24 protein-coding genes are annotated in these 21,709 nt (G+C 67.8%); 12 read left to right on the forward strand and 12 right to left on the reverse strand.

All coding sequences use genetic code 11. From position 1 onward, the window contains the following. The first annotated feature begins 98 nt into the window (after positions 1-98). The gene (locus ON19_RS16100) at positions 99-1,316 is read left to right on the forward strand and encodes an erythromycin esterase family protein (RefSeq protein ID WP_043692693.1); all 1,218 of its coding nucleotides are present in this window, start codon (positions 99-101) and stop codon (positions 1,314-1,316) included. 148 nt (positions 1,317-1,464) lie between these two features. Here ON19_RS16100 and ON19_RS16105 read toward each other — a convergent pair whose 3' ends face one another. From ON19_RS16105 to ON19_RS16115, 3 genes are read right to left on the reverse strand one after another with little or no spacing between them, the layout of a single operon-like run. Next, positions 1,465-2,256: an SAM-dependent methyltransferase gene (locus tag ON19_RS16105; RefSeq protein ID WP_227954817.1), complete on the reverse strand. Its 792-nt coding sequence runs from the start codon at positions 2,254-2,256 to the stop codon at positions 1,465-1,467. A gap of 59 nt (positions 2,257-2,315) precedes the next feature. Continuing rightward, the gene (locus ON19_RS41935; protein ID WP_043692537.1) at positions 2,316-2,666 is read right to left on the reverse strand and encodes a DoxX family protein; all 351 of its coding nucleotides are present in this window, start codon (positions 2,664-2,666) and stop codon (positions 2,316-2,318) included. After that, complete coding sequence (locus ON19_RS16115) at positions 2,663-3,547, reverse strand: hypothetical protein (protein WP_157229730.1); 885 nt, start codon at positions 3,545-3,547, stop codon at positions 2,663-2,665. Before ON19_RS16115 ends, ON19_RS41935 begins: the two co-directional genes overlap by 4 nt. Before the next feature lie 89 nt (positions 3,548-3,636). On the opposite strand from ON19_RS16115, the gene ON19_RS16120 reads away from it, so the two are divergent. Next, the gene (locus ON19_RS16120; protein ID WP_051168953.1) at positions 3,637-4,305 is read left to right on the forward strand and encodes a TetR/AcrR family transcriptional regulator; all 669 of its coding nucleotides are present in this window, start codon (positions 3,637-3,639) and stop codon (positions 4,303-4,305) included. Positions 4,306-4,462: 157 nt separating this feature from the next. Here the strand turns inward: ON19_RS16120 and ON19_RS16125 are convergent, their stop codons facing one another. The 3 genes from ON19_RS16125 to ON19_RS16135 all read right to left on the reverse strand — a co-directional run bounded on the left by ON19_RS16125 (position 4,463) and on the right by ON19_RS16135 (position 6,621). Next, on the reverse strand, positions 4,463-5,140 hold the full coding sequence (locus ON19_RS16125) for a PAS and ANTAR domain-containing protein (RefSeq protein WP_043692543.1): 678 nt from the start codon (positions 5,138-5,140) through the stop codon (positions 4,463-4,465). A 270-nt stretch (positions 5,141-5,410) separates the two neighbouring features. Further along, the gene (locus tag ON19_RS16130; RefSeq protein WP_043692547.1) at positions 5,411-5,677 is read right to left on the reverse strand and encodes a hypothetical protein; all 267 of its coding nucleotides are present in this window, start codon (positions 5,675-5,677) and stop codon (positions 5,411-5,413) included. Between the two features lie 317 nt (positions 5,678-5,994). Beyond that, complete coding sequence (locus ON19_RS16135) at positions 5,995-6,621, reverse strand: hypothetical protein (protein ID WP_169334186.1); 627 nt, start codon at positions 6,619-6,621, stop codon at positions 5,995-5,997. Between the two features lie 316 nt (positions 6,622-6,937). Between ON19_RS16135 and ON19_RS16140 the strand changes: the two genes are divergently transcribed. The 3 genes from ON19_RS16140 to ON19_RS16150 all read left to right on the forward strand — a co-directional run bounded on the left by ON19_RS16140 (position 6,938) and on the right by ON19_RS16150 (position 8,540). After that, positions 6,938-7,192: a hypothetical protein gene (locus tag ON19_RS16140; protein ID WP_043692550.1), complete on the forward strand. Its 255-nt coding sequence runs from the start codon at positions 6,938-6,940 to the stop codon at positions 7,190-7,192. Between the two features lie 79 nt (positions 7,193-7,271). Beyond that, complete coding sequence (locus tag ON19_RS16145; RefSeq protein ID WP_043692553.1) at positions 7,272-7,988, forward strand: alpha/beta fold hydrolase; 717 nt, start codon at positions 7,272-7,274, stop codon at positions 7,986-7,988. 42 nt (positions 7,989-8,030) lie between these two features. Next, positions 8,031-8,540 carry an HAD domain-containing protein gene (locus ON19_RS16150; RefSeq protein ID WP_043692556.1) on the forward strand — a complete coding sequence of 170 codons (510 nt, stop codon included), beginning with the start codon at positions 8,031-8,033 and terminating at the stop codon, positions 8,538-8,540. Positions 8,541-8,626: 86 nt separating this feature from the next. Here the strand turns inward: ON19_RS16150 and wrbA are convergent, their stop codons facing one another. Further along, positions 8,627-9,241 (reverse strand): NAD(P)H:quinone oxidoreductase, encoded by a 615-nt coding sequence (gene wrbA, locus ON19_RS16155; RefSeq protein WP_043692559.1) that lies wholly within the window; start codon positions 9,239-9,241, stop codon positions 8,627-8,629. Positions 9,242-9,388: 147 nt separating this feature from the next. Between wrbA and sigJ the strand changes: the two genes are divergently transcribed. Continuing rightward, a complete protein-coding gene (gene sigJ, locus ON19_RS16160; protein ID WP_043692562.1) occupies positions 9,389-10,324 on the forward strand; it encodes an RNA polymerase sigma factor SigJ in 936 nt (311 codons plus the stop codon). Positions 10,325-10,485: 161 nt separating this feature from the next. Here sigJ and ON19_RS16165 read toward each other — a convergent pair whose 3' ends face one another. From ON19_RS16165 to ON19_RS40405, 3 genes are all read right to left on the reverse strand, one after another. Continuing rightward, positions 10,486-11,727 carry a glycosyltransferase 87 family protein gene (locus ON19_RS16165; RefSeq protein WP_157229731.1) on the reverse strand — a complete coding sequence of 414 codons (1,242 nt, stop codon included), beginning with the start codon at positions 11,725-11,727 and terminating at the stop codon, positions 10,486-10,488. Between the two features lie 80 nt (positions 11,728-11,807). Then, complete coding sequence (locus ON19_RS16170; RefSeq protein ID WP_063709443.1) at positions 11,808-13,286, reverse strand: metallophosphoesterase; 1,479 nt, start codon at positions 13,284-13,286, stop codon at positions 11,808-11,810. 231 nt (positions 13,287-13,517) lie between these two features. Continuing rightward, complete coding sequence (locus ON19_RS40405; RefSeq protein WP_306307046.1) at positions 13,518-13,694, reverse strand: helix-turn-helix domain-containing protein; 177 nt, start codon at positions 13,692-13,694, stop codon at positions 13,518-13,520. 185 nt (positions 13,695-13,879) lie between these two features. Here ON19_RS40405 and ON19_RS16175 point away from each other — a divergent pair, with 185 nt between their 5' ends. Continuing rightward, positions 13,880-14,272: a hypothetical protein gene (locus tag ON19_RS16175; RefSeq protein ID WP_157229732.1), complete on the forward strand. Its 393-nt coding sequence runs from the start codon at positions 13,880-13,882 to the stop codon at positions 14,270-14,272. Continuing rightward, a complete protein-coding gene (locus tag ON19_RS16180; protein ID WP_051168956.1) occupies positions 14,273-15,217 on the forward strand; it encodes a hypothetical protein in 945 nt (314 codons plus the stop codon). Between the two features lie 81 nt (positions 15,218-15,298). On the opposite strand, the gene ON19_RS16185 is transcribed toward ON19_RS16180, so the two are convergent. Both ON19_RS16185 and ON19_RS16190 read right to left on the reverse strand, forming a co-directional pair. Further along, positions 15,299-15,889, reverse strand: coding sequence for an LppA family lipoprotein (locus ON19_RS16185; RefSeq protein WP_157229733.1), 591 nt, complete (start codon positions 15,887-15,889; stop codon positions 15,299-15,301). A 67-nt stretch (positions 15,890-15,956) separates the two neighbouring features. After that, on the reverse strand, positions 15,957-17,201 hold the full coding sequence (locus tag ON19_RS16190; RefSeq protein WP_043692568.1) for a TIGR03618 family F420-dependent PPOX class oxidoreductase: 1,245 nt from the start codon (positions 17,199-17,201) through the stop codon (positions 15,957-15,959). Between the two features lie 334 nt (positions 17,202-17,535). On the opposite strand from ON19_RS16190, the gene ON19_RS16195 reads away from it, so the two are divergent. The 4 genes from ON19_RS16195 (at position 17,536) to ON19_RS16210 (ending at position 21,707) form a co-directional block, all read left to right on the forward strand. Then, positions 17,536-17,997: a YfbM family protein gene (locus tag ON19_RS16195; protein WP_157229734.1), complete on the forward strand. Its 462-nt coding sequence runs from the start codon at positions 17,536-17,538 to the stop codon at positions 17,995-17,997. 125 nt (positions 17,998-18,122) lie between these two features. Further along, positions 18,123-19,064 carry an RNA polymerase sigma-70 factor gene (locus ON19_RS16200; RefSeq protein ID WP_043692587.1) on the forward strand — a complete coding sequence of 314 codons (942 nt, stop codon included), beginning with the start codon at positions 18,123-18,125 and terminating at the stop codon, positions 19,062-19,064. Positions 19,065-19,179: 115 nt separating this feature from the next. Then, positions 19,180-19,419 (forward strand): hypothetical protein, encoded by a 240-nt coding sequence (locus tag ON19_RS16205; RefSeq protein WP_043692590.1) that lies wholly within the window; start codon positions 19,180-19,182, stop codon positions 19,417-19,419. 812 nt (positions 19,420-20,231) lie between these two features. After that, entirely contained in the window at positions 20,232-21,707 is a 1,476-nt protein-coding gene (locus ON19_RS16210) for an NAD(P)/FAD-dependent oxidoreductase (protein WP_043692593.1), read from the forward strand. The last annotated feature ends 2 nt before the right edge of the window (positions 21,708-21,709 follow it).

Here is a 21,709-nt window from a genome sequence, read left to right on the forward strand (position 1 = left end):
GTTGAGGCTTTTTCTCGGAATGCCAGGTAGAAATCGCAGAAGTCTCACTCGAATCTTCAACGATAGTGTCGAGGGTACGCGATCTCGAAAGGGTGTTCATGTCTACTGCCACATCACTGCGGGGAATCGGCCGCCAGCTCGACGACCCGGAAAGCCTGGGCCGCGTCCTCGACGAACTGCTCGCGGCACGGACCGAGCCGCCGGCCCTGCTCGCTCTCGGCGAGCCGACACACGGGATCGAGGCGTTCCCGTTGCTGCGCAACGAACTCCTCCGTCATCTGGTCGAACAGGGGTACCGGTCGATCGTGTTGGAGACCGATATCTTCGCCGCGTCCGTTGTCGACGACTACGTGGGCGGGGCAACGGCGGAAATCGACACTGTGCTCGCGACCGGGTTCAGTCACGGGTTCGGCGCCGTGCCGGGCAACCGCGAACTCGTCGAATGGCTCCGCGCGCACAACGCCGGCCGCGCACCGTCAGAGCGGGTCCGCTTCCACGGTTTCGACGCGCCGGTGGAGCACTCCGGCGCGCCGAGCCCGCGACGCGCACTGTCCGCCGCCGTCGACTACCTGCCCGAGGCGCTGCGGCCCGAATCGGTCCGCGACCTCGACGCACTGCTCGGCGAGGAGGCGGACTGGACGAACCAGGCGGCCATGTTCGACCCGGCAGCGTCCATCGGCGACTCCGACCGTGCTCGCGCCCTGCGCATCGTCGCGGACGACGTCGCGAGCGCGCTGCGTCGCGCGGCGCCCGGCCTGCGACGCGCCGACCCGACCGGTTACGACCACGCCGTCGCGCACGCGCGCACCGCCCAGGGCCTGCTGCGCTATCACGCGGCCATGGCCGCCCGCACACCCGATCGCATCGCGACCTTGCTCAGCCTGCGCACCGAGATGATGGCCGAGAACCTGCTCGCGATCGTCGCCCGGGAGCAGCGACGCGGACCGAGCCTGGTTTTCGCGCACAACGTGCATCTGCAGCGTGCGCAGTCCCACATGTCGGTCGGTCAGGACGACGTGAACTGGTGCGGCGCAGGCGCGCTCGTCGAACTCGCCCTCGGCGAGCGCTATGTGTTCCTGGCGACCGACGCCGGCCCCCACAGCGATCCGGGCACCCTCCAGCACGTATTGGCCGAGGCGACCACCCGCCGCGCACTGTTTCCGGCACAGGCCCTGCGCGCGGCACTCCCCCCGTCGATCGGCACGGGCGAACCCATCGTGCCCGGCCACATCCCGCTCACCCCGGCGGACTTGGCCGGCGCCGACGCGGTCATCTTCGTCGCCGATACCGACGGAAAGCGGCATCAGTACTGGTAGCGGCACTGGGTATGAGCAGCGTGTGCCGACCACGACACTGCGCCACGCCCGTCGACGGGAACTGCGCCACGGCTCAGCATGAACGATCTGGATATGAGTTCTGCCCTGCTGTCCGTTGAGGGCGGCTCCCGTGTCGGCGGCCGCGCCGTCAATGCTCCCACAGCAGCGGCTGGGGCTGGTAAGTGGTTTCGACCGTGGTGATGTGCGGGTCGAGTGGGCGGTCGGCGCGCTGGGCAACCACGCGCACGTAGCCGAGGTAATCGCCTCGGTCCTGTGCGAGGGCCTGAATCTCGGTGGTGTTGTCCGGTGCGACCTCGCGCTGCCAGTCGAGCCAGCGCTGCCATCCGTCGGGCATGGTGTCGGCGCGAGTGACGTCGAGGACACCGCTGCGCTGCCAATGGCGCTGCCACCACGTAGCGGAGTGCAGGCAGGCCATGCTCGGTTCCCACCAGGACCGCAGGTGCTCGGGGATCGGACCGTCGATTTCCCGGGTCAGCCCGGCTCCGGCGATGGCGATGGTGGCGCCGGGGCCGACGAACGAGGCCAGATAGTTGGCGTAGAGGTCGTCGGTGCCGTAGTAGACGAAGGAGTCGATGCTGACGATCGCGTCGAAGAATCCGGCGGCGAACGGCAAGGCGCGGGCGTCCGCACGGATGGCGTACACCGAGTCCGCGACTCCGGCGTCGCGGAACCGTGCCGCTCGTTCGTCGGGGCTGAACCATAGATCGGTGGCCCAGACTTCGACTCCGAATTCGCGGTGCAGAAACACCGACGACGCGCCACGTCCGCAGCCGAGATCGAGCACGCGCATGCCGGATTTCAGATCGATGGCCTCCGTGAGCCATTCGGTGAGCCACAACGAGTTCGCGCCGCCGCTGACGCCGGCGCGAATCCAGTCGGGGTGGTAGGCGTTGGTTCGAGGGAAGTTGTCGTTGATCAACAGGGTTCCTTATCGGGTGGGGCCGAGTCCGCCTCGGCCTGGACGCGAGCCGACACCGGTCACTGCCCGACTCCGGCCATGAGCACCAGGGACGCGGCCGACAGCGCGAGGAAGACGGCGGGTGCGGCGACATCACGCCGGCGCGCACGCAGATGCATGCCGATCGCCGCGACGAAGTAGACAACGAGACCGAGCGCTGCCGCGACCGACACCGGCCACCACAGCAGCCCGCAGGCGAGCCCGGCGGCGGCGACGAGTTTGACGACACCCAGCATCCACACATGTTGTGCAGGGAAGCCGACAGCGGCGACCGTGTCGATGATCTTCGGTTGGCGGACAAGTGTCGCCACACCCGAGCCTGCCACCGAAAGGGCCAGGCAGCCCGTCACGAGTACTGCTGCGATGTTCATTTCCACTCCTGAGTAGTCCGGGAACGATGTGCGGCGGTCGCGAGGATCGCGGCGCCGAGGGCGTAGGGAATCAGCGTCGCCATGAACGGGATGCTGGTGACGAAGGCGATCGTGGCCGGTACCGCGTCGGCCGCGTGTGGCAGAGCAACCGCCGCGGCGACGCTGACCGACAGCGTGGCGGCCAGGATGCAGGCCGTCGTGGTGAGGACTGTTCCGATCCGACGCGGCACCGCGGTTTCCCCAACCGCAAGCCAGGCCAGTGCCGCCGCGGCGGCATAGGCGGAGACGACGTAGGCGATCTGCACCAGGTCCAGCCAGACCAGGGTGTAGCCGACGAAGTCGACCGGCCCGGCCGTGCCGCGCAGATACTGCGCTGCCGACCAGTGCGTCGCCTCCACCGCCAGCTGTTGTTCCTCGGCGCCGGTGAGCACGATCGCCATGCGCGCCAGCAGGTTCAGCACGAACCCACCGGTCCCGAGCCCGAACACGGCCACCGCCGGCACCGCCACTCCCACGCGAGGCGACCGCCGGAACTGCACGAGCAATCCGACCGCACCGACCAGGACAGCGATCGACACAACCAATAACACCGCAGTGTTGACCACCATCGACAACGGTCGGCTCGCTGTGGGTTCTCCGGTGAAGCCTGCGATCGCGAACAGCACGACCGCGGCTGCCACCAACGTCACCGCTGGTGGTCGCCCCGGAGTGACGACACGCCTGATCGCCACCGCGGCGAGCGCGACGTAGCTCCCGGCCAGCACCGCGAACACCGGGGCGGTCACGACGGCGACCGCGGCGTTGACCAGCGCAAGCGCCAGTCCGACGGGCCACAGGGCGAGCAGGCCGTAGCCGACTCGCCGGGTAGATGGACCACTCATCCAACTCCATTTCATCAGACATGCTGTCTGGCAAAATGATGCGCTTTCATCGGACAGCTTGTCAATTGAAATGTGCGAGGATGAGCCGCATGACCAAGCGCAAATACGACCAGGCCGCGCGGGCGGAGGCCGCGGTCCAGACCCGGCGCCGCATTCTGGACGCCGTCGCCGACCAGCTCCGTGCGGCGCCGACCGAGCCGTTGAGCCTGGACAAAGTCGCCAAGGCCGCCGGTGTGTCACGCTCGACCATCTATGTGGACTTCGGTTCGCGCGCCGGCCTTTTCGACGCGTTCGTCGCGGATCTGTCCAGCCGCACCGGCTTGCCGGAGCTCACCGCGGCCGTCGACTCGGACGACGTGCGCGCACACCTGCGGGGCGCGATAGCCACCGCGAGTCGCATGAAGGCCCGCGACCCCGAGATCTATCGCGTGCTGCACGCCATGGACCGCCTCGATCCGTCCTCGGCCGCCGAAGCGGTGCGGGCGATGGAGGAGGATCGCCGAGGAGGCGTCGCCCACCTGGCACATCGGCTCGCCGCGGCGAACGTACTGCGCGAGGACGTCTCGGAAGAATGGGCGACCGACGTGCTGTGGATGTTGACCAGCTTCGAAAGCCTCGATCTGCTCATCACCGGTCGCGGCCTGCCCGTCGAGGAGGCGATCGAGCGGCTGACCGTGACCGCCGAGCGAACATTGTGCCGCCCCGCGGAGTCCGGGGGATCCGGTCGTCCAGCACGCGGCACGACATCGCCACCATGACACCGGCTCGCACGGTTCGGCCGGGTTCTGCGTCGGCATCGCCGTGCGGTACCTCGCGTTGGCTCAGGCCACGCCCGACTCCGGCATCTGGCCGGTGACCGCAGGCTGGGCAGCGGCCGTCGTTGTCGTCGCACCTGGCCGTGGCAGGACCCGGCGACTAAGTCCGATCCGGTCGTTCGTGGACGGTCAGCAGCAGATGGTCGAACTGGGTGCGCTGCCGAACCGGCCCTCCGCCCAAGCCAACGACCGCGGCGACGAGTTTGGCCGCCAGGTCGCGAAGTTTGGTGTTGGTTTCCTGGGAGCGCCACTGCAACACCCCGAACGCCTGCTCGGCGTTGACGCCGTACACGAACATCAGGATGCCTTTGGCCTGCTCGATGACCTCACGCGCGGCCACGACTTCCGGCAGGGTCTCCTGCAGCACCTTTTGCCGGTTCTCGTCCAGCCGTCCGGTGAGATCGACGTAGTAGCCGGTGGTCCCCACCGTCGCACCGGTCGAGTCGTGCAACCGATCCCCTACGACCAGCACGTGATGCACCCGGCCGGCCAGATCGATGACGCGGTGACGACTGCAGAACGGCTCCCCGGTCCGCACCGCCGTGGCCAGCGTTTCCGCTACCGTGGCACGGTCATCCGGGTGCTTGTGCGCGAGCAGCAGCTCCGTGGTCGGTTCCACCGTTCCCGGCGCGTACCCGTGCAACCTCGCGACCTGTTCCGACCACTCCCACCGCTGGTCGGCAAACCAGAAGCGGAAGCTCCCGATGGTCTCCAGCCCTTGCCTGCCGTTGCCGTCACTCTGCGCCGCGCTTCCGTTGCCGAGGTCGACTGTCTTCATCGTCACCCGGGCATCCACTCCCCGAGACGCACCGACGACAAGGTCTCGTGTGCCCGTTGGCCGAAGGGCGTGGGTGTTCTGGCCGGCGCCGTCGGAGTCACTGCCGGCCGAGAGCGTGGTCATAGCCGTTCCTCCTCGAACGTGATCATGTGTGGAGTCCGGCGAAAGGGGCGGGTGGGCCCGGAGGACCATGCCGGCCGAGCCCACCCGCCGGAGAATGGGATTCGACGGACTGATGAGTCCCGCGCGAGGCGGGTCCGGGGCAGTCGGCTACCAGCAGCGCAGCATGCGGGCGGGTGGGCTGCGCTGGGTTGCCGGCACCGGCCGCGGGCGCCGTCCCCGTAACCGGGGAGGCTGCCGCGGTCGCGGTCTACCGCGGTTGCGCGCGTCGCCGGGGCGTTGCCGCCACCGCGCCCTTGCCTCGCACAGGATGTCGTCGACCTCGGCGAACAACTCCTCGAGGTCGGGATCCAGTGCGAGCAGCCGGGCATCCAGCCACGACAACTCGGGCGAGCCGATACCGGTCGACACCTCCACTCACTCTTTCTCTCTCGCGTGTGACTCCAGTTAATCTGTGCCACCTGACACAGATATTATCTAGCACTCTACATAGAAGGGTGCAAGTACTCGAGTCAGATAGTGCCGGAACCACACCATCACCGCAGCCACGGCGAAGTCCGCTGAACAGCGGCTTGTGAGGCAGAAGGGAAGGGAGTCCTCGAGCGGCCGGCAGGTTCGCTGCCGCCTACGCAACCGCGACACGTCGCGATGGCTACCGATGCTCTCGCGGATGCGCCCACTCAGGGCGGGCATCCTCGGCTATGGCCGGGTGCCACCGCGTGATCGAGAGATCGTCATCCACCGCACCTGCGCCAGTTTTCTCGCAAGCCATGCACTTCGGCGCCCGTGAGCGCGGCGAGCAGCACGGCTTCACCGACATTGCCGAGTGGCGGAACCGCCACGGCCGCCGCGGACGCGAGCAGCAGCCCGGTTCCGAGCAACGGAGACCGCCGCCCCTCGCTGCGCCACAAGACGATTCCCGCGGCGATCAGCACCGCGGTCACCACGAGCGCGGGTACCGGTGGCGCGGGGGATTCGGCCGAATAACGAAGGGTGTCGGCGAATCGGCGGGGTACGAGTCGCAAGTGCGGCAGTTCCGCGAGCACGCCCCAAGCCACCAGGGCCACGGTGAGCACCAGCGCCGACCGGCGCCACCGCGGATTCGCTCCGGTGCGGTCGGCCGCCCAGAGGACCAGCAGCGGAGTCAACAGGGCGTGGCCGACGAATCGGCCGACACTCGAGGCGTGCAGCAACGGCCCCTCCCCCAGCATCGCTCCGAGCCCGACGACCGCCGAGTCGTAAGCCAGCCCGATACCCACCAGGCCCAGCAACCAGATCCGGGCGACGCGCGTAGTACGAGCCCACAACAGGAACACGCAGGCCAGCTGCACACAAGCGGTCAGGAGAAGGACAGCGGACACCATAACGATCTGGAGAGTACCGGGGCTTTTCCGAAAGCCTCCTCTGTGCGCACGGTGACGGTGCGGGAATCACGGCAGTCCGGAACGGCGCTTTCGAACGCTGCCCGGGAGATCGTGTCACCGATATGCTCGGTCGGTGCCGAACGATCCGCACGTGCCCGGCCCAGGCTTCGGGCCGCGTCCACCGAGCCCACCACCCCTGCCGAGTCAGCAACCGCCGTACCCGGACCAATTCGGGCGGCCCTCGAATCAGCCGCCTCAGTTCCACGACGGTCCACCCTCAGCGTGGCCCCAGCATCCGCCGAACGCTTCCGTCGTGCCCTCCAAGGGAATCGGGTTCGCCGTGATCGCCTTGATTCTCGGTGTTGCCGGGTTGGTCGTGCCCTTTCTCCCGATCGACCTTTGGGAGGTTCGTCAGTACGTGGCATATGTGTTCGCGCTGCCCGGACTCATCTTCGGCATTGTCGGCTGCGCCGGTCCGCGCAAAGGCAAGGCTGTGGCGATCACCGGCTCGGTATTCTGCGTACTGGCGCTGGGGATTTGGATGGTATCCGCTGCTGTGCAGCTGTGATCGGCGCCCTGCGCCGTCCGGGAAGAGGATGTTCGACTCCGCACAACCGACCTCGGCTTCGCTGCGACCAGGGGGTGAAATGCGATCGACAATGGTGCCCGCCGATGACGGGACCTTGCTGCACGTCGGTGTCACGGGAGAGGGTCCGGATGTCGTGGTTCTATCGGGTGGACCGGGCTCCGTCCACTACCTCGAGGACGACCGGCTGGCACCTCGCGGGATGCGGGCCTGGTACCCGGAGCCGAGAGGTGTCGGACGCTCCGGCGGTGGGCCGCACGACCTCGTCCGGGCAGTAGCCGATATCGAAGCGGTGCGGCGGGCCGCAGGGATCGACAGCTGGGTGGTGCTCGGCCATTCCTGGGGCTCGGACCTGGCGGTGCGTTACGCGTTGGATCATCCCGACCGAGTCGGATCCGTGGTCGGCGTCGCAGGACACGGACTACACAAGGACCGCACCTGGTCCCAGGCATACGAGTCCGCGCGGCACCTGGAAACCGACATCGAGATCGACTGGGCAGCAGACGTTCACGCCGCACTGAGCGCGTCGTTCGTGCAGTGGATTCAAGAACCCGACCTGCTCCGCCGACTGGCCGACTCCGATGTCGCCATGACGTTCATCGCCCCGCAGCACGACATCCGTCCGTCCTGGCCACTGCGGCAACTCGCCGCCTTGATCCCGCACGGCAAGTTCGAGGAGCTCCCCGGAGTCACGCACAACCTGTGGTCGACCGATCCGCAGGTGTGGGTCGACCTCGTCACAAGAGCATGCACGGCGACGACACCACCGAAGTCGTAGTTCGATTGCGCAGCTCCACTACGGGGGCACAGAATTGCCTCCATGACTGGGGGTTCGAGTCGACCGTTATTGTTCCTGGACGTCGATGGAACATTGCTTCCCTGCGGTACTGCCGGTTCCCCGGTACGCGAGGTGGACTGGTCCACCTGGCAGCAGCCATCGAATCCGCTCCTGTCCCGGCTGACTCGCAGCCTCGGCGACCGACTGTTGGCACTGGGCTGTGAGCTTATGTGGGCCACCGGGTGGGGCGAGGACGCCAACCGCGTCCTCGCTCCGATCCTCGGTCTGCCACAGCTGCCGGTGGTGGCATTGCCCGAATATCCCGTCGGCGACTACTACGACGACGAGTTGCACTGGAAAACCCGGACTTTAGTCGAGATGGCCGCCGGAAGATCGTTCATCTGGATCGACGACGAGATCAGACAGCAGGACTGGACTTGGGTCTGCGGGAACCACCCCGGCCGCGCCCTCCTCCATCGTGTCGACGGCCTCCAGGGTCTTCTCGACGCCGACTTCACAACTCTCACCGACTGGCTGCGGGCATCGCCGTAGGTGTCCAGCCGTCTGGCCGCCGTTTCGAAGCCGTCATCGCAGAGAGTGCGCACGAGTCGCGTCGTGGAACCGATGTCGTCCGGACATCACACCTGGGCGGTGCGGCCGGTCGCGAGGGCGGCGGCGATGTCGACGGCGCGGCGAGCCTGGTAACCGGCCGCCTGCAACGCCACGGTGCCGGGTAGGCCATCGCGCGCCACGTGGGAGGCGCCGTATGGGTTTCCCGACTCGAATTGAACAGGGTCGGTGTAGCCGGGGGGCACGATGATGCCGCCCCAGTGGTAGAAGGTGTTCGCGAGCGCCAAGAGGGTCGATTCCTGTCCGCCGTGGGCGGTGTTGCTGGCGGTGAATGCCGAGTACACCTTCCCGGCGAGTCCGCCCTGCGCCCACAGCGGACCGGTGGTTTCGATGAATGCCCTGAGCTGGCTGGCCGGGTTGCCGAAGCGGGTGGGCGTGCCGAACAGCACCACATCGGCCCAAGCCAGATCGTCGAGGCCGGCTTCGTCGATGTCGGCGGTGTCTCGGAGATGTCGGCTCCACGCCGGGTTGGCGTCGACCGCTGCCGGTGGGGCCGATTCGAGAACTCTGCGCAGCCGCACCTGTGCGCCGGCCTTCTCCGCGCCTTCGACTGCGGCTTGCGCCAAAGCATGCACGTTGCCGGTGGCGCTGTAGTAGATGATCGCGGCGTTCACGGGTTCCATGGCCGGTTTCCTTCCTTCGCTGGTGTTCCTCCGATCAGTCCGACGACGCAACCCTTCGGAATGTGAGTCGACACGCCGATCTCACACTTCGGTGCGCTGTTTCGTCGGACTTATGACGGCAGACGCGACCAGAGGAGCCGGCTACCCATGACCACCCGATCCGCCCCGGCAGAGGGCCGGGCCGATCCGAGCCTGGCTGCGATCATGAGCGAGCGGCGCGGGCTGATCAATCTCGCGTACCGGCTGCTCGGCTCGCTGGCCGAGGCCGAAGATGTCGTACAGGAGACCTACGCCCGCTGGTACGCCATGTCCCGCCGTCGGCAGGAGGCGATCGAATCTCCCGGCGCCTGGCTGACGAGGGTCGCCGGCCGCATCTGCCTCGACCAGCTCGGCTCGGCACGCTCCCGCAGAGAGCGATATGTGGGCGAATGGGTCCCCGAGCCGCTGCCCGAGCGCACGGAGTGGATCAATGGATGGTCTCGTGGCGCCACGGACGACCCCGCCGACCGAGTCACCCTCGACGAGTCGATCAACATGGCATTCCTGGTCGTGCTCGAATCGATGACCCCAGCCGAGCGGGTCGCGTTCATCCTCCACGATGTATTCGGCTTTCCTTTCGCCGAAGTGGCCGAAATAGTCGGCCGTAGCCCGGCAGCCTGTCGGCAGCTGGCCTCCTCTGCCCGTCGGCGCGTTCGCGCGTCTCAGGGCCCCCCGGTGCCGGAAGGCCGGCGGGCCCGAATCGTCAGGGACTTCAAGCGGGCATGGGAAGCCAAGGACATCGATGCCCTGATCGGTCTCCTCGACCCCGATGCCAGGGCGATCGGGGACAGCGGCGGACTCGCCAGCGCCGAACTCCGCCCGGTCGAAGGTAGTGGACCGATCGCGCGTACCCTTCTCGACGTCGTCGAAAAGGTAACCGACATGACGTTTTCGGAGCGTACGGTCAACGGTCAGCCCGGATTGGTAGCTCAGCAAGACGGCGTCACGGTGACCGTGATCGCGTTCGATTTCTCCGGCGACCGGATCACACGCATCTGGGCAGTTCGCAACCCGGACAAGCTCCGGACCTGGACAACGGGTTAGGGCTGCTTGACGGCATGCAGAACTCGCAGCCCTCCGGGCCCGATGTCGTCGTGGTGGATACTCAGGCCCGCCGCGCGGCACTGAGCGGCCACCCACTGGTGCGGCAGCCGGAGTTTGGGGTAGCTGCCGGTGGAACCCCGGACCGGCCTCGACCGGCAGAATCAGCGACGGGCCGCTGTCGCCCACAGCCGTAGTGGGTCCGGAGTGACAGCGTGGCGCTCACGATCGCCGACGGCCTTCGGCAGTTCCGCGTATTCGCGAGAGGTTCGAGACCTGTGGCGGCACAGCAGCGCAACCGACCACACCGTCGCCCAGAGCAGCATCCCGTTGCGCACTGTGAGAACGATTACTCCCGGCCAGCTTCCGGTGGCCACCCGGTCGTAGAGGAACGGGAATTCCACCTGACTCACCAGCGCTGTCGCCAGTACCAGTCCCAGCACCGGCCGCTGCGTGGTGCGCGAGTCGAGCGCGCAGACCGAGGCCACCGCCACCGCCCACACCAGGTATTGCGGGCTGAGTACCCTGCTGGTCACCAAAGCGAGCAGCACCGCGGCCAACACCAGATCCGCTGCCGGTGGCCGGATGCGCCACCAGATGACCAGCAACACCGCGCCGCCGAGGACCGTGGCCGCCACGCACCCCCGAGCCACGGCGGACACCGCAGGCCCGGACAACTCCTCGGCCCCGTAACGATGCACGATGGTCCAGCCGCCGTTCACCAGCCGAGCGATCAACAGCGGTGTGGCAGCGGGCGATTCGATCTGCAACCCACGCTGCGACTGGAACCGCAGGAAAGACCACGCACCCGGACCCAACGCTGTCAATCCCACGGTCACCGTCACACCGACACCCGCCATCACGGCACTCATCCGCCACAGCGCTCGCCGGCGCAATCCCAGCACGACCACCACCGGCCACAGTTTCAGCAACGCGCCCGCGGCAGCGGCCGCACCGGCCGCCGCCGGACGGCGCATCGACCACAGCAGCGCCGCGACCGCGGTCGCGGCCACGATCAGATCGAATCGGCCATAACAGACCCGGCCCAGTAACGCCACCCCCACCGTCCACAGCCACGGCCCGGCCTGCGCCGTCTCCCAGCCGGTGCGCCGGGCCGCCCGGATCAACAAGCCCAGTACGCCCGCGTCCGCCGCGGCCACCAGCGCGAAGAATATCCAGTTGTAGCCGAGCCCGCCGCCGATCAGCCAAGGCACCACCAGCAATGCACCCGCTCCGGGCGGGTACTGCCACCGCTCGTCGTCCAGCGGGAAAGCGTTCCGGTCCACGATGAACTCGGCCCATCCGCGGTACAGGGTCAAGTCCGCGGCCGAGGCATCCCAGATGCTGTGCGGCAGGACCGTCACCCCCGTGAACACCACCATCAGAATCCGGGTGACCACCCACACCAACCACAACCTCGATACCGACGACCACCCACGCACAAGGCCGCAGCCTATCCACCGCGACAGACGGATGGCTAAACCTCTTATCGCTGGGCCGCGCTGGGCAATTCACGATGCCGGATCCGACGGGACGCATGAGAAGCTCTGCGCGACCGAGCTATCCGCTCGATCCCCGACAGATCGCGGCGCACCACATGGTTTCGGTCGGCGAGTGATCCCAGGCTGTAGCGTGACTGCAGCCCGAACAGCTGGGTTCGGGTACGGGCGCTCCAGCGCCGAGCGGCTGCCGTGCGAGTGGTCTGGAACGTGACCATGTACCCGCCCTCGTACAGCCGCAGCAGCGAGTATCCAGCCGGGTATTCCTTGATCGAGGCCACTTCCAGGAACTCGACCGGAATGGGGGTGTCCGGGCGCGTGCGTCGATTGCGGTGCGTGTGCCCGCTGTGGTGCAGAAACACCCCTGGGGAGCGCCCGTAGAGTTGGTGCACGATCGACGCGTCCCGCCGGTTGAGCACGAAACCGGGGCCGCCGAGATTACCCGTCGCCGACTCTCTGGTCACCGGGTGATGGCCGAAAATCAGTGTCGGCTGGTCGGGCTCGTCACGCAGCAGTGCGCGCAGGCGAGACATCTGCTCGGCGTCGATGCGCCCGCCGGAGCCGTCGAGATCGGTGGTGTCCAGACCGATCACGCGCAGTCCGTCCAAGTCGTAGCTGAACAGTCGCTGCCGGGGCAGGAAGTGCGCGCCCCAGCAGTCGTGGTGCGCGGTTCCCGCCAGTCGCGGACCCGCCTGCCAGTCGGCGCCGACTCGCGGCCGGTCGTGATTACCGCGGCACAGCAACAGGTCTCGGCCGATGTGGCCCCAATTATCGAGCCGGCGCCGCAGATTGCGACATTCGCTCGGCGTTCCGTCACTGGTGAGGTCGCCTGCCAGCACCAGGTGGTCGACGTCGCGATCCGGCTCGCGCACGTCGGTCAGCAGCGCGTCCAGCATCACCTCCGGATACGGGGCCATTCCCGGCTCCTGCCGGACACCGGTCGGCAGTGCGGCCACGATCTGGCCGCTCACCTCCTCGCCGAAGTGCAAGTCGTTGGCCAGCGCGAGAGTGCGCAGCAGCCGCCCCGGCGGCGGGGTGAGCATGCGGAACTCGTGTCTCTGCTCGTCATCCCACCAGCGCGTCGTCGAACCGGACACTGCCCGCACGCCTCCCGAGCGGGCCTCCAACCGGTACGGCCGGCCGGGTTCGAGCCCGGTGACTTCGACGTAGTGGAAGGCGGTGGGTGTGGCGTCGGAGTGCACGACCGGCAGCGGTCTGCGCGAATCCGCCGGCCCGAGAGCGAGTTCGGTGTCCGCCGCGACAGGCCGCCATCGCCCGATCGGATCCGCAGCGGCGGTCGTCCAGCTGACCGCCACCGACCGATCGCTCACCGTGATGATCTCCAGATCACTGGCTGTCATCGCAAACGATCGGGACGCCAGCAGCGCGAATCCGCCTACCGGAAGCGCGGCCGCTGCGGCGAGCGCGGTGAGCACGGTCCTGCGGGATGGGTCCTGGTAGACCATCGCAACCCCTGACGTCGGTCTCGCCGATGCCTCGGCGGACTCGACGTTATCGAGGCAACCGTGCCGTCCCGTGAACAACGGTTGAGCGGTGCCGGTCGGTTGGCCGCCGGTTTCCTGAATAGGCCACTGCCCGCGTCGATCGCAGTTCACGGTCCATTCGATCGGGATCGCCGGACTTGATGCCCACCGCTCATCGCGCTCGGTGGTGCGGCCGCGGTGGCCGCCTCCGCGTCACGCCACCCGGAACGCTCGCCGGTAGGCGCCCGGCGTCGTGCCCACCTGCCTACGGAAGCGGCGGCGCAGGTTGACCGCGGAGTTGAGGGCGACGCGGACCGCGATCGCCTCCACCGGCAGGTCCGTCTGCTCCAGCAAGCTGCGTGCCTCGGCAGCGAGATAGACCAGGTTCAGGCCGGATTCCGGTCAGCATGTCGTCGGGAAGCACGCACCTACCCCCGAATATCGCCTCCCTGAGCACAATTCGCGTCGGCAGCTACCGCGAGCCGTCGCGATGCTACGTTGGGATCCGACGTTCACCGGAGTGCGCGAGACGAGCACCGCGTGGCATCTGGAGTCCGCGACGACGGGGAGAGATTGTGGTGGAGCCTGCGCAGCGGGATGCCCTTCGAGTAAGCGGCGGCTTGGCGTACGTGTGCCGGAATCTGCCTGAGATCCGCAGCCTGCTCCGAGATGACGGCCGTGACCCGTCCACCCCACTGCAACAGCTGCTCGCTCGCGCGCAATCCGGTGAGTCGCCCGCCATTTCGCCCCTACTCGACGCGGTGCACTCCTCGCTCCAGCAGGCCGGTGACGCCCGCGGGATCTTCGGAAACCTACGCGGTATGGCAGGCGTCGGGCTGCGCCCGATCGAAATCGTCTACCGGTGTCCCAACGCGCTGTGCACCGGCCGTCAGGACGACGAGGTCGGTGCGGAAACTCCCCGGTGTGCCGTCACAGACCGGGAACTGATCAGGGATACGAAGCGCTGAATGGGCGGCCTGTGGAGCGAACTCGGCAAGAAGCTCGCCGAGCGATGGGTCTCGTTGCTGGTACTGCCCGGCGCGCTCTACCTGGCGATCGCCGCGATCGCGGTATTCCTCGGGCAGGCACACGCGCTCGATATCGGCCTCCTCGTCCGCAAGATCGGCGCCGCTGCCGCGAATCCGACGGTGTCGAGCGCCGGTGGTCAGGCCATTCTGCTGGTCGCGATATTGGCGGGCGCGACAGTGGCGGGCCTGCTCGTCCAGGCGATCGGCACGGTCGTCGAGCGGGTCGTGCTCGCCGCGGATTGGCAGAGCTGGCCGCGGCCGCTCTCGACGGTGGCCGCCCGCGTGGTGAATCGACGGCAGCGCCGGTGGAAAGCGGCGCACACGCGCTACCACGAGCAGGATCGGCGTGCTCTGGCGCCGAACCCCGCCGACCGTCCGGATCCGGCCGTCCGGCATCGAGCGGCCCGCGACAGGTCCAGGATCTCGGTCGAGGAACCCGAGCGCCCGACCTGGAGCGGTGACCGGATTCATGCCGCGGCACTGCGCCTCGACCGCGACTACCACCTCGACCTCGCCACGGTGTGGCCGTTCACCTGGCTCGTGCTGCCGGATGTGGCCCGCGACCAGGTCACCCAGACCCGTGCCGGCCTCACGCGGGCATCGAATCTCACCGCGTGGTCAGCGCTGTATCTCCCGCTGGGCGTGCGTTGGTGGCCCGCGTTCGTGATCGCGGTCCTCGTCGCCGCATCGGCGCGCAATCGCATCCGCGCCTCGGTGGACGCCTACGCTCAAGCCCTGGAGGCCACCACCCGCCTGTATGCCACCACCCTGGCCGGTGAGCTCGGCATCGGCCACACCGGTTCGCTCACCAAGGAACTCGGCGGCGCGCTCACCCGTGCGCTCCGCGCGTCGCCGCTGCCGCCGCCGGACCCATCGCCGCGGTAGTCGCCCGTTACCTTCTTCGTGGCCCTGCAAACGAGGCGACGGTCGCCGAGCCCGGTACGACTTCTTGCCCGAATCGGCTTTTCATCCACCGTCCCGATCGCCTGCGGGCAAGCGGCAGCCGATGGTCGCGGTGATCGTCATCGACCGGGTATCGGCGAAGACCGACACCTCGGTATTGCTGTCCCACTCCGCGCCGTCACCGCCCTCGAAGGTGACGTGCCGGTCCGGCGACGAGGCGCTGCCGGGCAGCATGTCCGTCGCGCCGGCGGACGCGGCCAGCGCACGCGCCGTCTCCTGAAACCCGGGCCACGCCTCCTCGGCAACCGAACCATCGGCTCGGTAGCGCGGTAGGACGACGCGTCTGCCGCCGGTGTGCGCGTATGGGCCGTAACAGGGCCCGAGCGCGCGGTCCTCGCTTCGGCTCCACCGCAGCGCCGGTTCGATCGCCGACGCGGCGGCCGCGATCCGCTCGACGACCGACGCCATCTGTTGTTCCGCCACCTCGGAGGACGGCAAATCGGCCAATTCGGCGGTAGCGGCGGCTATTTCCTCCGCAGAAGGCGGCGGGGCGGGCTCACCGAGCAGAGTCGCGCATCCGCTCGCCGTCAGCGCCGCGACCACCAGCACGGCAGGACGGCGCAATACGACGAGCGGCCGTCGCGATCCGGTCATCGCCACCTCCCACGCTTCCGGCAGTCGCACAGAAGCCCCGATCCTATTCGGGATCCAGGGTGGTAGTTCAGAGCCGGCCGACGATCCGTTCGGGGGTGACCCGCACGGTGACCATCGGGATGTCGCCGTAGGTGGCCGCGGCGTCGGGATTGGATTCCGCGTAGGTCGCGCCGGTGTACTTCAGCGACAGCCGATCTCGCAGTTCGTGACCGCCCTCGACCAGGGTGGCGGTGCCGTGGATCGCGGCGTAGGTGTAGGGCTGCTCGGGCGGGCTGACCAGTACGCTGACTCGCGCGTCACGCCGCAGGTTGCGCTCCTTGCGACTGCCCGCGCCCACCGCGAAGAGAACGTCGTCGCCGTCGCGAAGAATCCACACCACCGACTGATGCGGGCTGCCGTCGGGCTGGATCGTGGCGACGGTGGCGAACACCGGCGAATCGAGGACCTGCCGCAATCGGGCCTCGGACACACCGAGCGCCGCTGATTGCAGCCGGCCGAGCAGGCCCGTCGTCTCGCGGTACAGTCGCGCCGCCGCCGCGGTATCGAAGGCGGGCCCGTGCACGTCCAACTGCTCGCCCTGCACGATCGCGGTGAGTGCGTCGCCCGGCGGGTTGTCCAGTACAGCCAGAATGGGTCCGATCGCCGTGTCCACCGATTGCGCGGTGCTGCGCAGTGTTTCGATCCGGGCCGCCATCTCGGCGTCGTAGTCGCCGGACAGCGCGGTGTTCACCACCCCGGGATGCAGCAACACGTACCGCACCCTGGCCGATGCCGGCCGGCGCGCGAACTCGATGCCGAGCAGATCGTTGAGCTGGCCGCCCTGGGTGAGGGCACGCATACCGTGGTAATCGCGCTCGTGACCGAGGTCGTCCCAGCGGATCTCGCTCGTACCGCTGCCCGGACCGCCCACGTTCACGATGACCGGGTTCTCGGCCCTGTTCAGCAGGTCGATCAGTTCGTAGCTGAGCACGAATCGGCTCAGGTAGAACAGCGCGAAGGTGTACTCGAACCCTTCCGCGGTGACGAGCCGATCGGACCGGTAGTGCCGGGCACACAGCACCAGGGCGTCCAGCGTCGTGAACCGGGCCCGGATGGCGTCGATGGCACCGCGCGTGTCACCGATGGAACTCAGATCCGTCGGCACGAAATGCGCCCGACCTTCCGCACCCAGCGCAGCAGCGGCGTCGAGAAACTCCTTACCTTTCACCGGGTTTCGCCCGATGACCAAAACGGCATCTCCTTCGGCCAGCCGCTCGAGGGCGACAGCCCGCCCGATACCGTCGGTCCCACCCGCGACAACAACATGCTTCATAGCATCGAAGCTAACGCATCAGTCCATCACTGTCATCAAATGAGTACATAAATTTGAACTCACTGGTAAGCGAAGCGGCCCCCCGAGTTATCGACCTATCGCCGATACAGTGCCCGCCGCCATCCGCCTGAACCCGACCCAGCGGGCAACCGGTCCGTGCCCCGCCCGGGGCACGGACCGTCGCGTTTCCGGCCTCCGGGTACGCCTGCGAATCGCCGCCTCGCTCGAATTCCGGCACGGTGGATCTGTCGGTCCACTCGGCTACATTTCCGGATCGGCGAGGGCGCTCGTCCGGGATCCGGTGGCGCCCGTTCTTCTGAGAGGTGGAGTTCCGATGGGCGTGATCCTGTCGTTCAGGAAGGTGACCGGAGAGCAACTCGAGCGGTTGACCGCCGCGGGCACGCAAGCGCACGAGTTGCTGTGGGAGCTCGAAGACGCCGACGGCGACCCGAGCGGTTACCTGGACAAATCCTGGGACGGGCTGCGGTACCTGCTCGAGTCGGCCGAGGTGGGAGTAGACCTGTTCTACGACGGAGACCTCCTCGACGACGACTACTACGCGTGGCCGGTGGATCTGGTGCGCGCGACAGCCCAGCGGCTGAAGGCCACCCCGTTCGACCGGCTCGCCGTGCACTACGACGGCACCGCGATGGACGCCGCGGACATCTACCCGCGCATCTGGGTCCGCAACGGTGCGGAAGGTCTGGGCTACCTGCGCTACCACTACGGCGTGCTGGTCGCCTTCTTCGACAACGCCGCTCGCTCCGGCGCGGCGGCGGTCATGCACTTCGGGTGAAGCCACGCCGCCTCGGCGGTAGGTAGTTCGGCGGCCGACTTCCATTGGCTACCGTCTCCGGTGTCACAAAACGGTGGGGACCGGTGTCTTATGGGTGACACAGTCAGCGTGAAGAGGAGCCACTTATGACCGGCACGTCGCAGAACACGTCCGGGCCTCACGACCGGGGCACGGACCAGGACCACCCCGCGAACCCCGCGACCGAGTCGTTCCTCGCTCACCGCAACCTGCTGTTCACCGTCGCCTACGAGATGCTCGGCTCGGCCGCCGACGCCGAAGACGTCTTGCAGGAGACCTGGCTGCGCTGGTCGGGCGTCGACCTCGACACCGTGCGGGATCAGCGCGCGTACCTGGTCCGGATCACCACTCGCCAATCACTCGTCCGGCTGCGCACGCTCGGCCGCCGAAAAGAGTCCTACGTCGGGCCCTGGCTACCCGAACCGCTGCTCACCGCACCCGACGTGGCCGAGGACGTCGAACTGGCCGATAGCGTCTCGATGGCGATGCTGCTGGTGCTGGAGACGCTCACGCCGACCGAGCGGGCGGTGTTCGTACTGCGCGAGGTGTTCGACGTCGGGTACGACGAGATCGCGAATGCTGTCGACAAGAGCCCGGCCGCGGTCCGCCAGATCGCGCACCGGGCGCGGGCGCACGTGGCCGCGCGCCGACCACGCGGGGTCGTTTCCCCGGCCGAGACCCGCGACGCGCTCGAGGCGTTCCAGCGGGCGGTCGAAACGGGCGACCTGCAACGACTGCTCGACATCCTCGCACCGGATGTCGTCCTGCTCGGTGACGGCGGCGGCGTCGTGCAGGCCCTGCCACGCCCCGTCGTGGGCGCAGGCCGGGTGGGCCGCGCACTCACCATAGGGCTGCGCAAGTTCGCCGCCGCGGTGTCCCTGCGGCCCGCGCAAGTCAACGGCTGCCCGGCGCTGATCGTCCGCCTCGACGAGGACATCGACACCGTCTTGGCGGTGCGGGTCGACGACGGCCTCATCACCGGGATCTACGCCGTGCGCAATCCCGAAAAGCTGTCGCGCATCGGGCAGGAGACAGCTCTGCGCCGCTGAACAGCCGTCGCCCGTCCACGAACCAGCCGCGGACCCGATCGCATCCGCCCGACGACTCCACCCGCCCAGCCTGGTCGTCTTCGACCAGCCGATCCCCTCCGAGGACCAGCGACCGATGGACCCGCGACGCATCGAGCTCAACCGCAGGCACAGCCGGGAGATGGGTGCGCTGTTCCACCAGTTCCTCGACGCCCATCCGGACGTCGAATCCGAAGTCGGCACAGCACCGATGACGGACGCCCAAGAGGCCGCGTGGACCGCCTACAGCGCTGAGCTGCTGGCTCGACATCGGGCCGAGCGATCCGCCCTCGCGGCCGAGATCGAAGCCGAGCAGCGACAGCGCGACCAGCGGTAGCTACGGCGCAACGACGGCACAGCCGTCCGACGGCCCACGGAATCGAATTCCGCCTATCCGGAGCACGACCTGCCCGCGGAGGGCGCGATCGGCATGCGCTGAACGCAGGCCCGAGCGGCACAAAGGGATTGCCATGTGAAGCGCCCGGAGGCGTCGGGTCCTCCGACGCCCTCGCCGAGGGATTCGCCGTGAGTGTCACGCCTACCGACATCCCGACGTGCACTGCACATGCAGGCCATATCGTCGGCAAATCGACCGCGCCAGAACGTCATCCGCCCGCGCGGCGCATCGCCCGGAGTTGGCCGGAGCGGCGATGAGGTCACCGGCCGAGTAACTCCGGGTGAACGGCCGGTGCGATCCGAGCCCCCGCCGTATCCTGAATCGGTACGGAAAGCGGGGTGATGTGCAGACGACCTACGCCATCGCCGCCTACCTCGAAGTCCCACGTACCCCGGCGCGTTTCCACCGCGCAGCCGAATTACCTTCCCCCGCAACGGTTTCTGAATCGCCAGTGATCTCCGTCTCTTTCGGAGCCGCAGGCCGTCCCGAGTGACGCCACTTCGGCAGAAGGTCTCCCGCGGGTATTTTCGCGACCCCGCAGCAATCCTCCGATCGATAGACCGGTAGTTGCCAAACCTGTTCTCAATATTGAGGATTCGCTATCGATTGCTACAATCGAATCGTGCACCGTTAGCATAGCTAATCAGTGGCAATGCTTTGTCCGGACTCGCCCACCACCATGGCTCGCCCGGAGTTCCTCCGTCACTGAAACGGGCGCACGATCCGTTGTCGGCAGTTCCAGGGAGTTTGCTATGGACAATCCGCACGTTCTGGTCATCGGCGGCGGCCCAGCCGGGTCGACGACCGCAGCCCTGCTCGCCAAGTCGGGGGTCCGGGTGACCCTCCTGGAACGAGATAAGTTCCCGCGCTATCACATCGGCGAAAGCCTGTTGGCATCAGTTCTGTCGACACTGCGCCTCTCCGGCGCCTACGACGCGGTCGCCGCCCATGGCTTCCAGATCAAACGAGGCGGCCATTTCCAGTGGCAGAACGACGACTGGCTGCTGGACTGGTCCAAGCTCGTCGACGCGGAGGCCTGGTCGTGGCAGGTCCAGCGCGACGTCTTCGACGACATACTGCTCCGCAACGCCGCCGAGCAAGGGGCGAAGGTGATCGAGCACGCCACGGTCACCAATGTGCTGTTCGAGGGCGATCGCCCCACGGCCGTCGAATGGACCGTCGAGGGTGACGACCAGGTCCACACCGTCGAGATCGACTTCCTCGTCGACGCCTCTGGACGGGCCGGTGTGCTGGCCAAGAAGCAACTCGTCGAGCGCCAGCAGCACCCGGCCTTCCGCAACGTGGCGGTGTGGTCGTATTGGGAAGGCGCACACCTACATCCGGACAGTCCGGAAGGCGCGATCAACGTCGTTTCCACCCCCGAGGGCGGCTGGTTCTGGAACATTCCGCTCTCGAACGGCCGCCACAGCGTCGGCTACGTCGTCTCCGCGCGCAAAGCCGCCCCGAAACTCCGTGAACAAGGGCGCGAGGCGTACTACCTGGACACCATCCGCGACAGCGCGCCCATGAGCAAGCTGCTCGCGGGCGCGCGACAGGTCGCCGAGGTCAAGGCGGAGCAGGACTATTCCTACAGCTCGGACCGGTTCTGCGGTCCCGGCTGGGTCGTGGTCGGCGACGCGGCGTGCTTCCTCGATCCGTTGTTGTCCAGCGGCGTGCACCTGGCGACGTACTCGGGTCTGGTCGCGTCGGCGGCGATCGCGAGCATCCTGCGCGGCGAGCTGAGCGAGGCCGATGCTCTCGGCTTCTACGAACACGCCTATCGCCGGGCATACACGCGATTCCTGGTGCTGGTTTCCCGGATGTACGAACAGTATGTCGGGTCGGAGGAATACTTCGCGCACGCGGGCACCCTGACGACCGGGCACAGTGGCGACACGAAGCAGGCTCAGTTCACCGAGATCATGGCGGGACTCACCGACATGGACGAGTCCTCGGGAGCGCAGCAGCGCGCGGCGACCGAAACCATCGTCTCCGCGGCCGAACGACTCCATGACGAGTCGGCGAATCTCGAATACATGGGTCACCTGGATATGTCCGTCGTGTGGGATCACTGGCGTGATCCGCTGGCCGACACGACGACCGGCGAACTGCGCATCACGACCGATCCGGTGCTGGGCCTGACCGATCGACCCAGGACGGACACGGAAATCGCCGCCGTGGCTCGCCCCGTTCTCCCGCCGACGGCGGCCGGCGCCACCACCCACTAGCG

Source organism: Nocardia abscessus NBRC 100374, from assembly GCF_000308455.1.
GTDB classification, from domain to species: Bacteria; Actinomycetota; Actinomycetes; order Mycobacteriales; family Mycobacteriaceae; genus Nocardia; species Nocardia abscessus.

What these genes read in the sequence shown, in the direction of transcription:
- ON19_RS16100 (WP_043692693.1), top strand. Translation starts at nt 99, where the DNA reads ATGTCTACTGCCACATCACTGCGGGGAATCGGCCGCCAGCTCGACGAC.
- ON19_RS41935 (WP_043692537.1), bottom strand. Translation starts at nt 2,666, where the DNA reads ATGAACATCGCAGCAGTACTCGTGACGGGCTGCCTGGCCCTTTCGGTG.
- ON19_RS16115 (WP_157229730.1), bottom strand. Translation starts at nt 3,547, where the DNA reads ATGAGTGGTCCATCTACCCGGCGAGTCGGCTACGGCCTGCTCGCCCTG.
- ON19_RS16120 (WP_051168953.1), top strand. Translation starts at nt 3,637, where the DNA reads ATGACCAAGCGCAAATACGACCAGGCCGCGCGGGCGGAGGCCGCGGTC.
- ON19_RS16125 (WP_043692543.1), bottom strand. Translation starts at nt 5,140, where the DNA reads ATGAAGACAGTCGACCTCGGCAACGGAAGCGCGGCGCAGAGTGACGGC.
- ON19_RS16145 (WP_043692553.1), top strand. Translation starts at nt 7,272, where the DNA reads ATGCGATCGACAATGGTGCCCGCCGATGACGGGACCTTGCTGCACGTC.
- ON19_RS16150 (WP_043692556.1), top strand. Translation starts at nt 8,031, where the DNA reads ATGACTGGGGGTTCGAGTCGACCGTTATTGTTCCTGGACGTCGATGGA.
- wrbA (WP_043692559.1), bottom strand. Translation starts at nt 9,241, where the DNA reads ATGGAACCCGTGAACGCCGCGATCATCTACTACAGCGCCACCGGCAAC.
- sigJ (WP_043692562.1), top strand. Translation starts at nt 9,389, where the DNA reads ATGACCACCCGATCCGCCCCGGCAGAGGGCCGGGCCGATCCGAGCCTG.
- ON19_RS16170 (WP_063709443.1), bottom strand. Translation starts at nt 13,286, where the DNA reads ATGGTCTACCAGGACCCATCCCGCAGGACCGTGCTCACCGCGCTCGCC.
- ON19_RS16180 (WP_051168956.1), top strand. Translation starts at nt 14,273, where the DNA reads ATGGGCGGCCTGTGGAGCGAACTCGGCAAGAAGCTCGCCGAGCGATGG.
- ON19_RS16185 (WP_157229733.1), bottom strand. Translation starts at nt 15,889, where the DNA reads ATGACCGGATCGCGACGGCCGCTCGTCGTATTGCGCCGTCCTGCCGTG.
- ON19_RS16190 (WP_043692568.1), bottom strand. Translation starts at nt 17,201, where the DNA reads ATGAAGCATGTTGTTGTCGCGGGTGGGACCGACGGTATCGGGCGGGCT.
- ON19_RS16195 (WP_157229734.1), top strand. Translation starts at nt 17,536, where the DNA reads ATGGGCGTGATCCTGTCGTTCAGGAAGGTGACCGGAGAGCAACTCGAG.
- ON19_RS16200 (WP_043692587.1), top strand. Translation starts at nt 18,123, where the DNA reads ATGACCGGCACGTCGCAGAACACGTCCGGGCCTCACGACCGGGGCACG.
- ON19_RS16205 (WP_043692590.1), top strand. Translation starts at nt 19,180, where the DNA reads ATGGACCCGCGACGCATCGAGCTCAACCGCAGGCACAGCCGGGAGATG.
- ON19_RS16210 (WP_043692593.1), top strand. Translation starts at nt 20,232, where the DNA reads ATGGACAATCCGCACGTTCTGGTCATCGGCGGCGGCCCAGCCGGGTCG.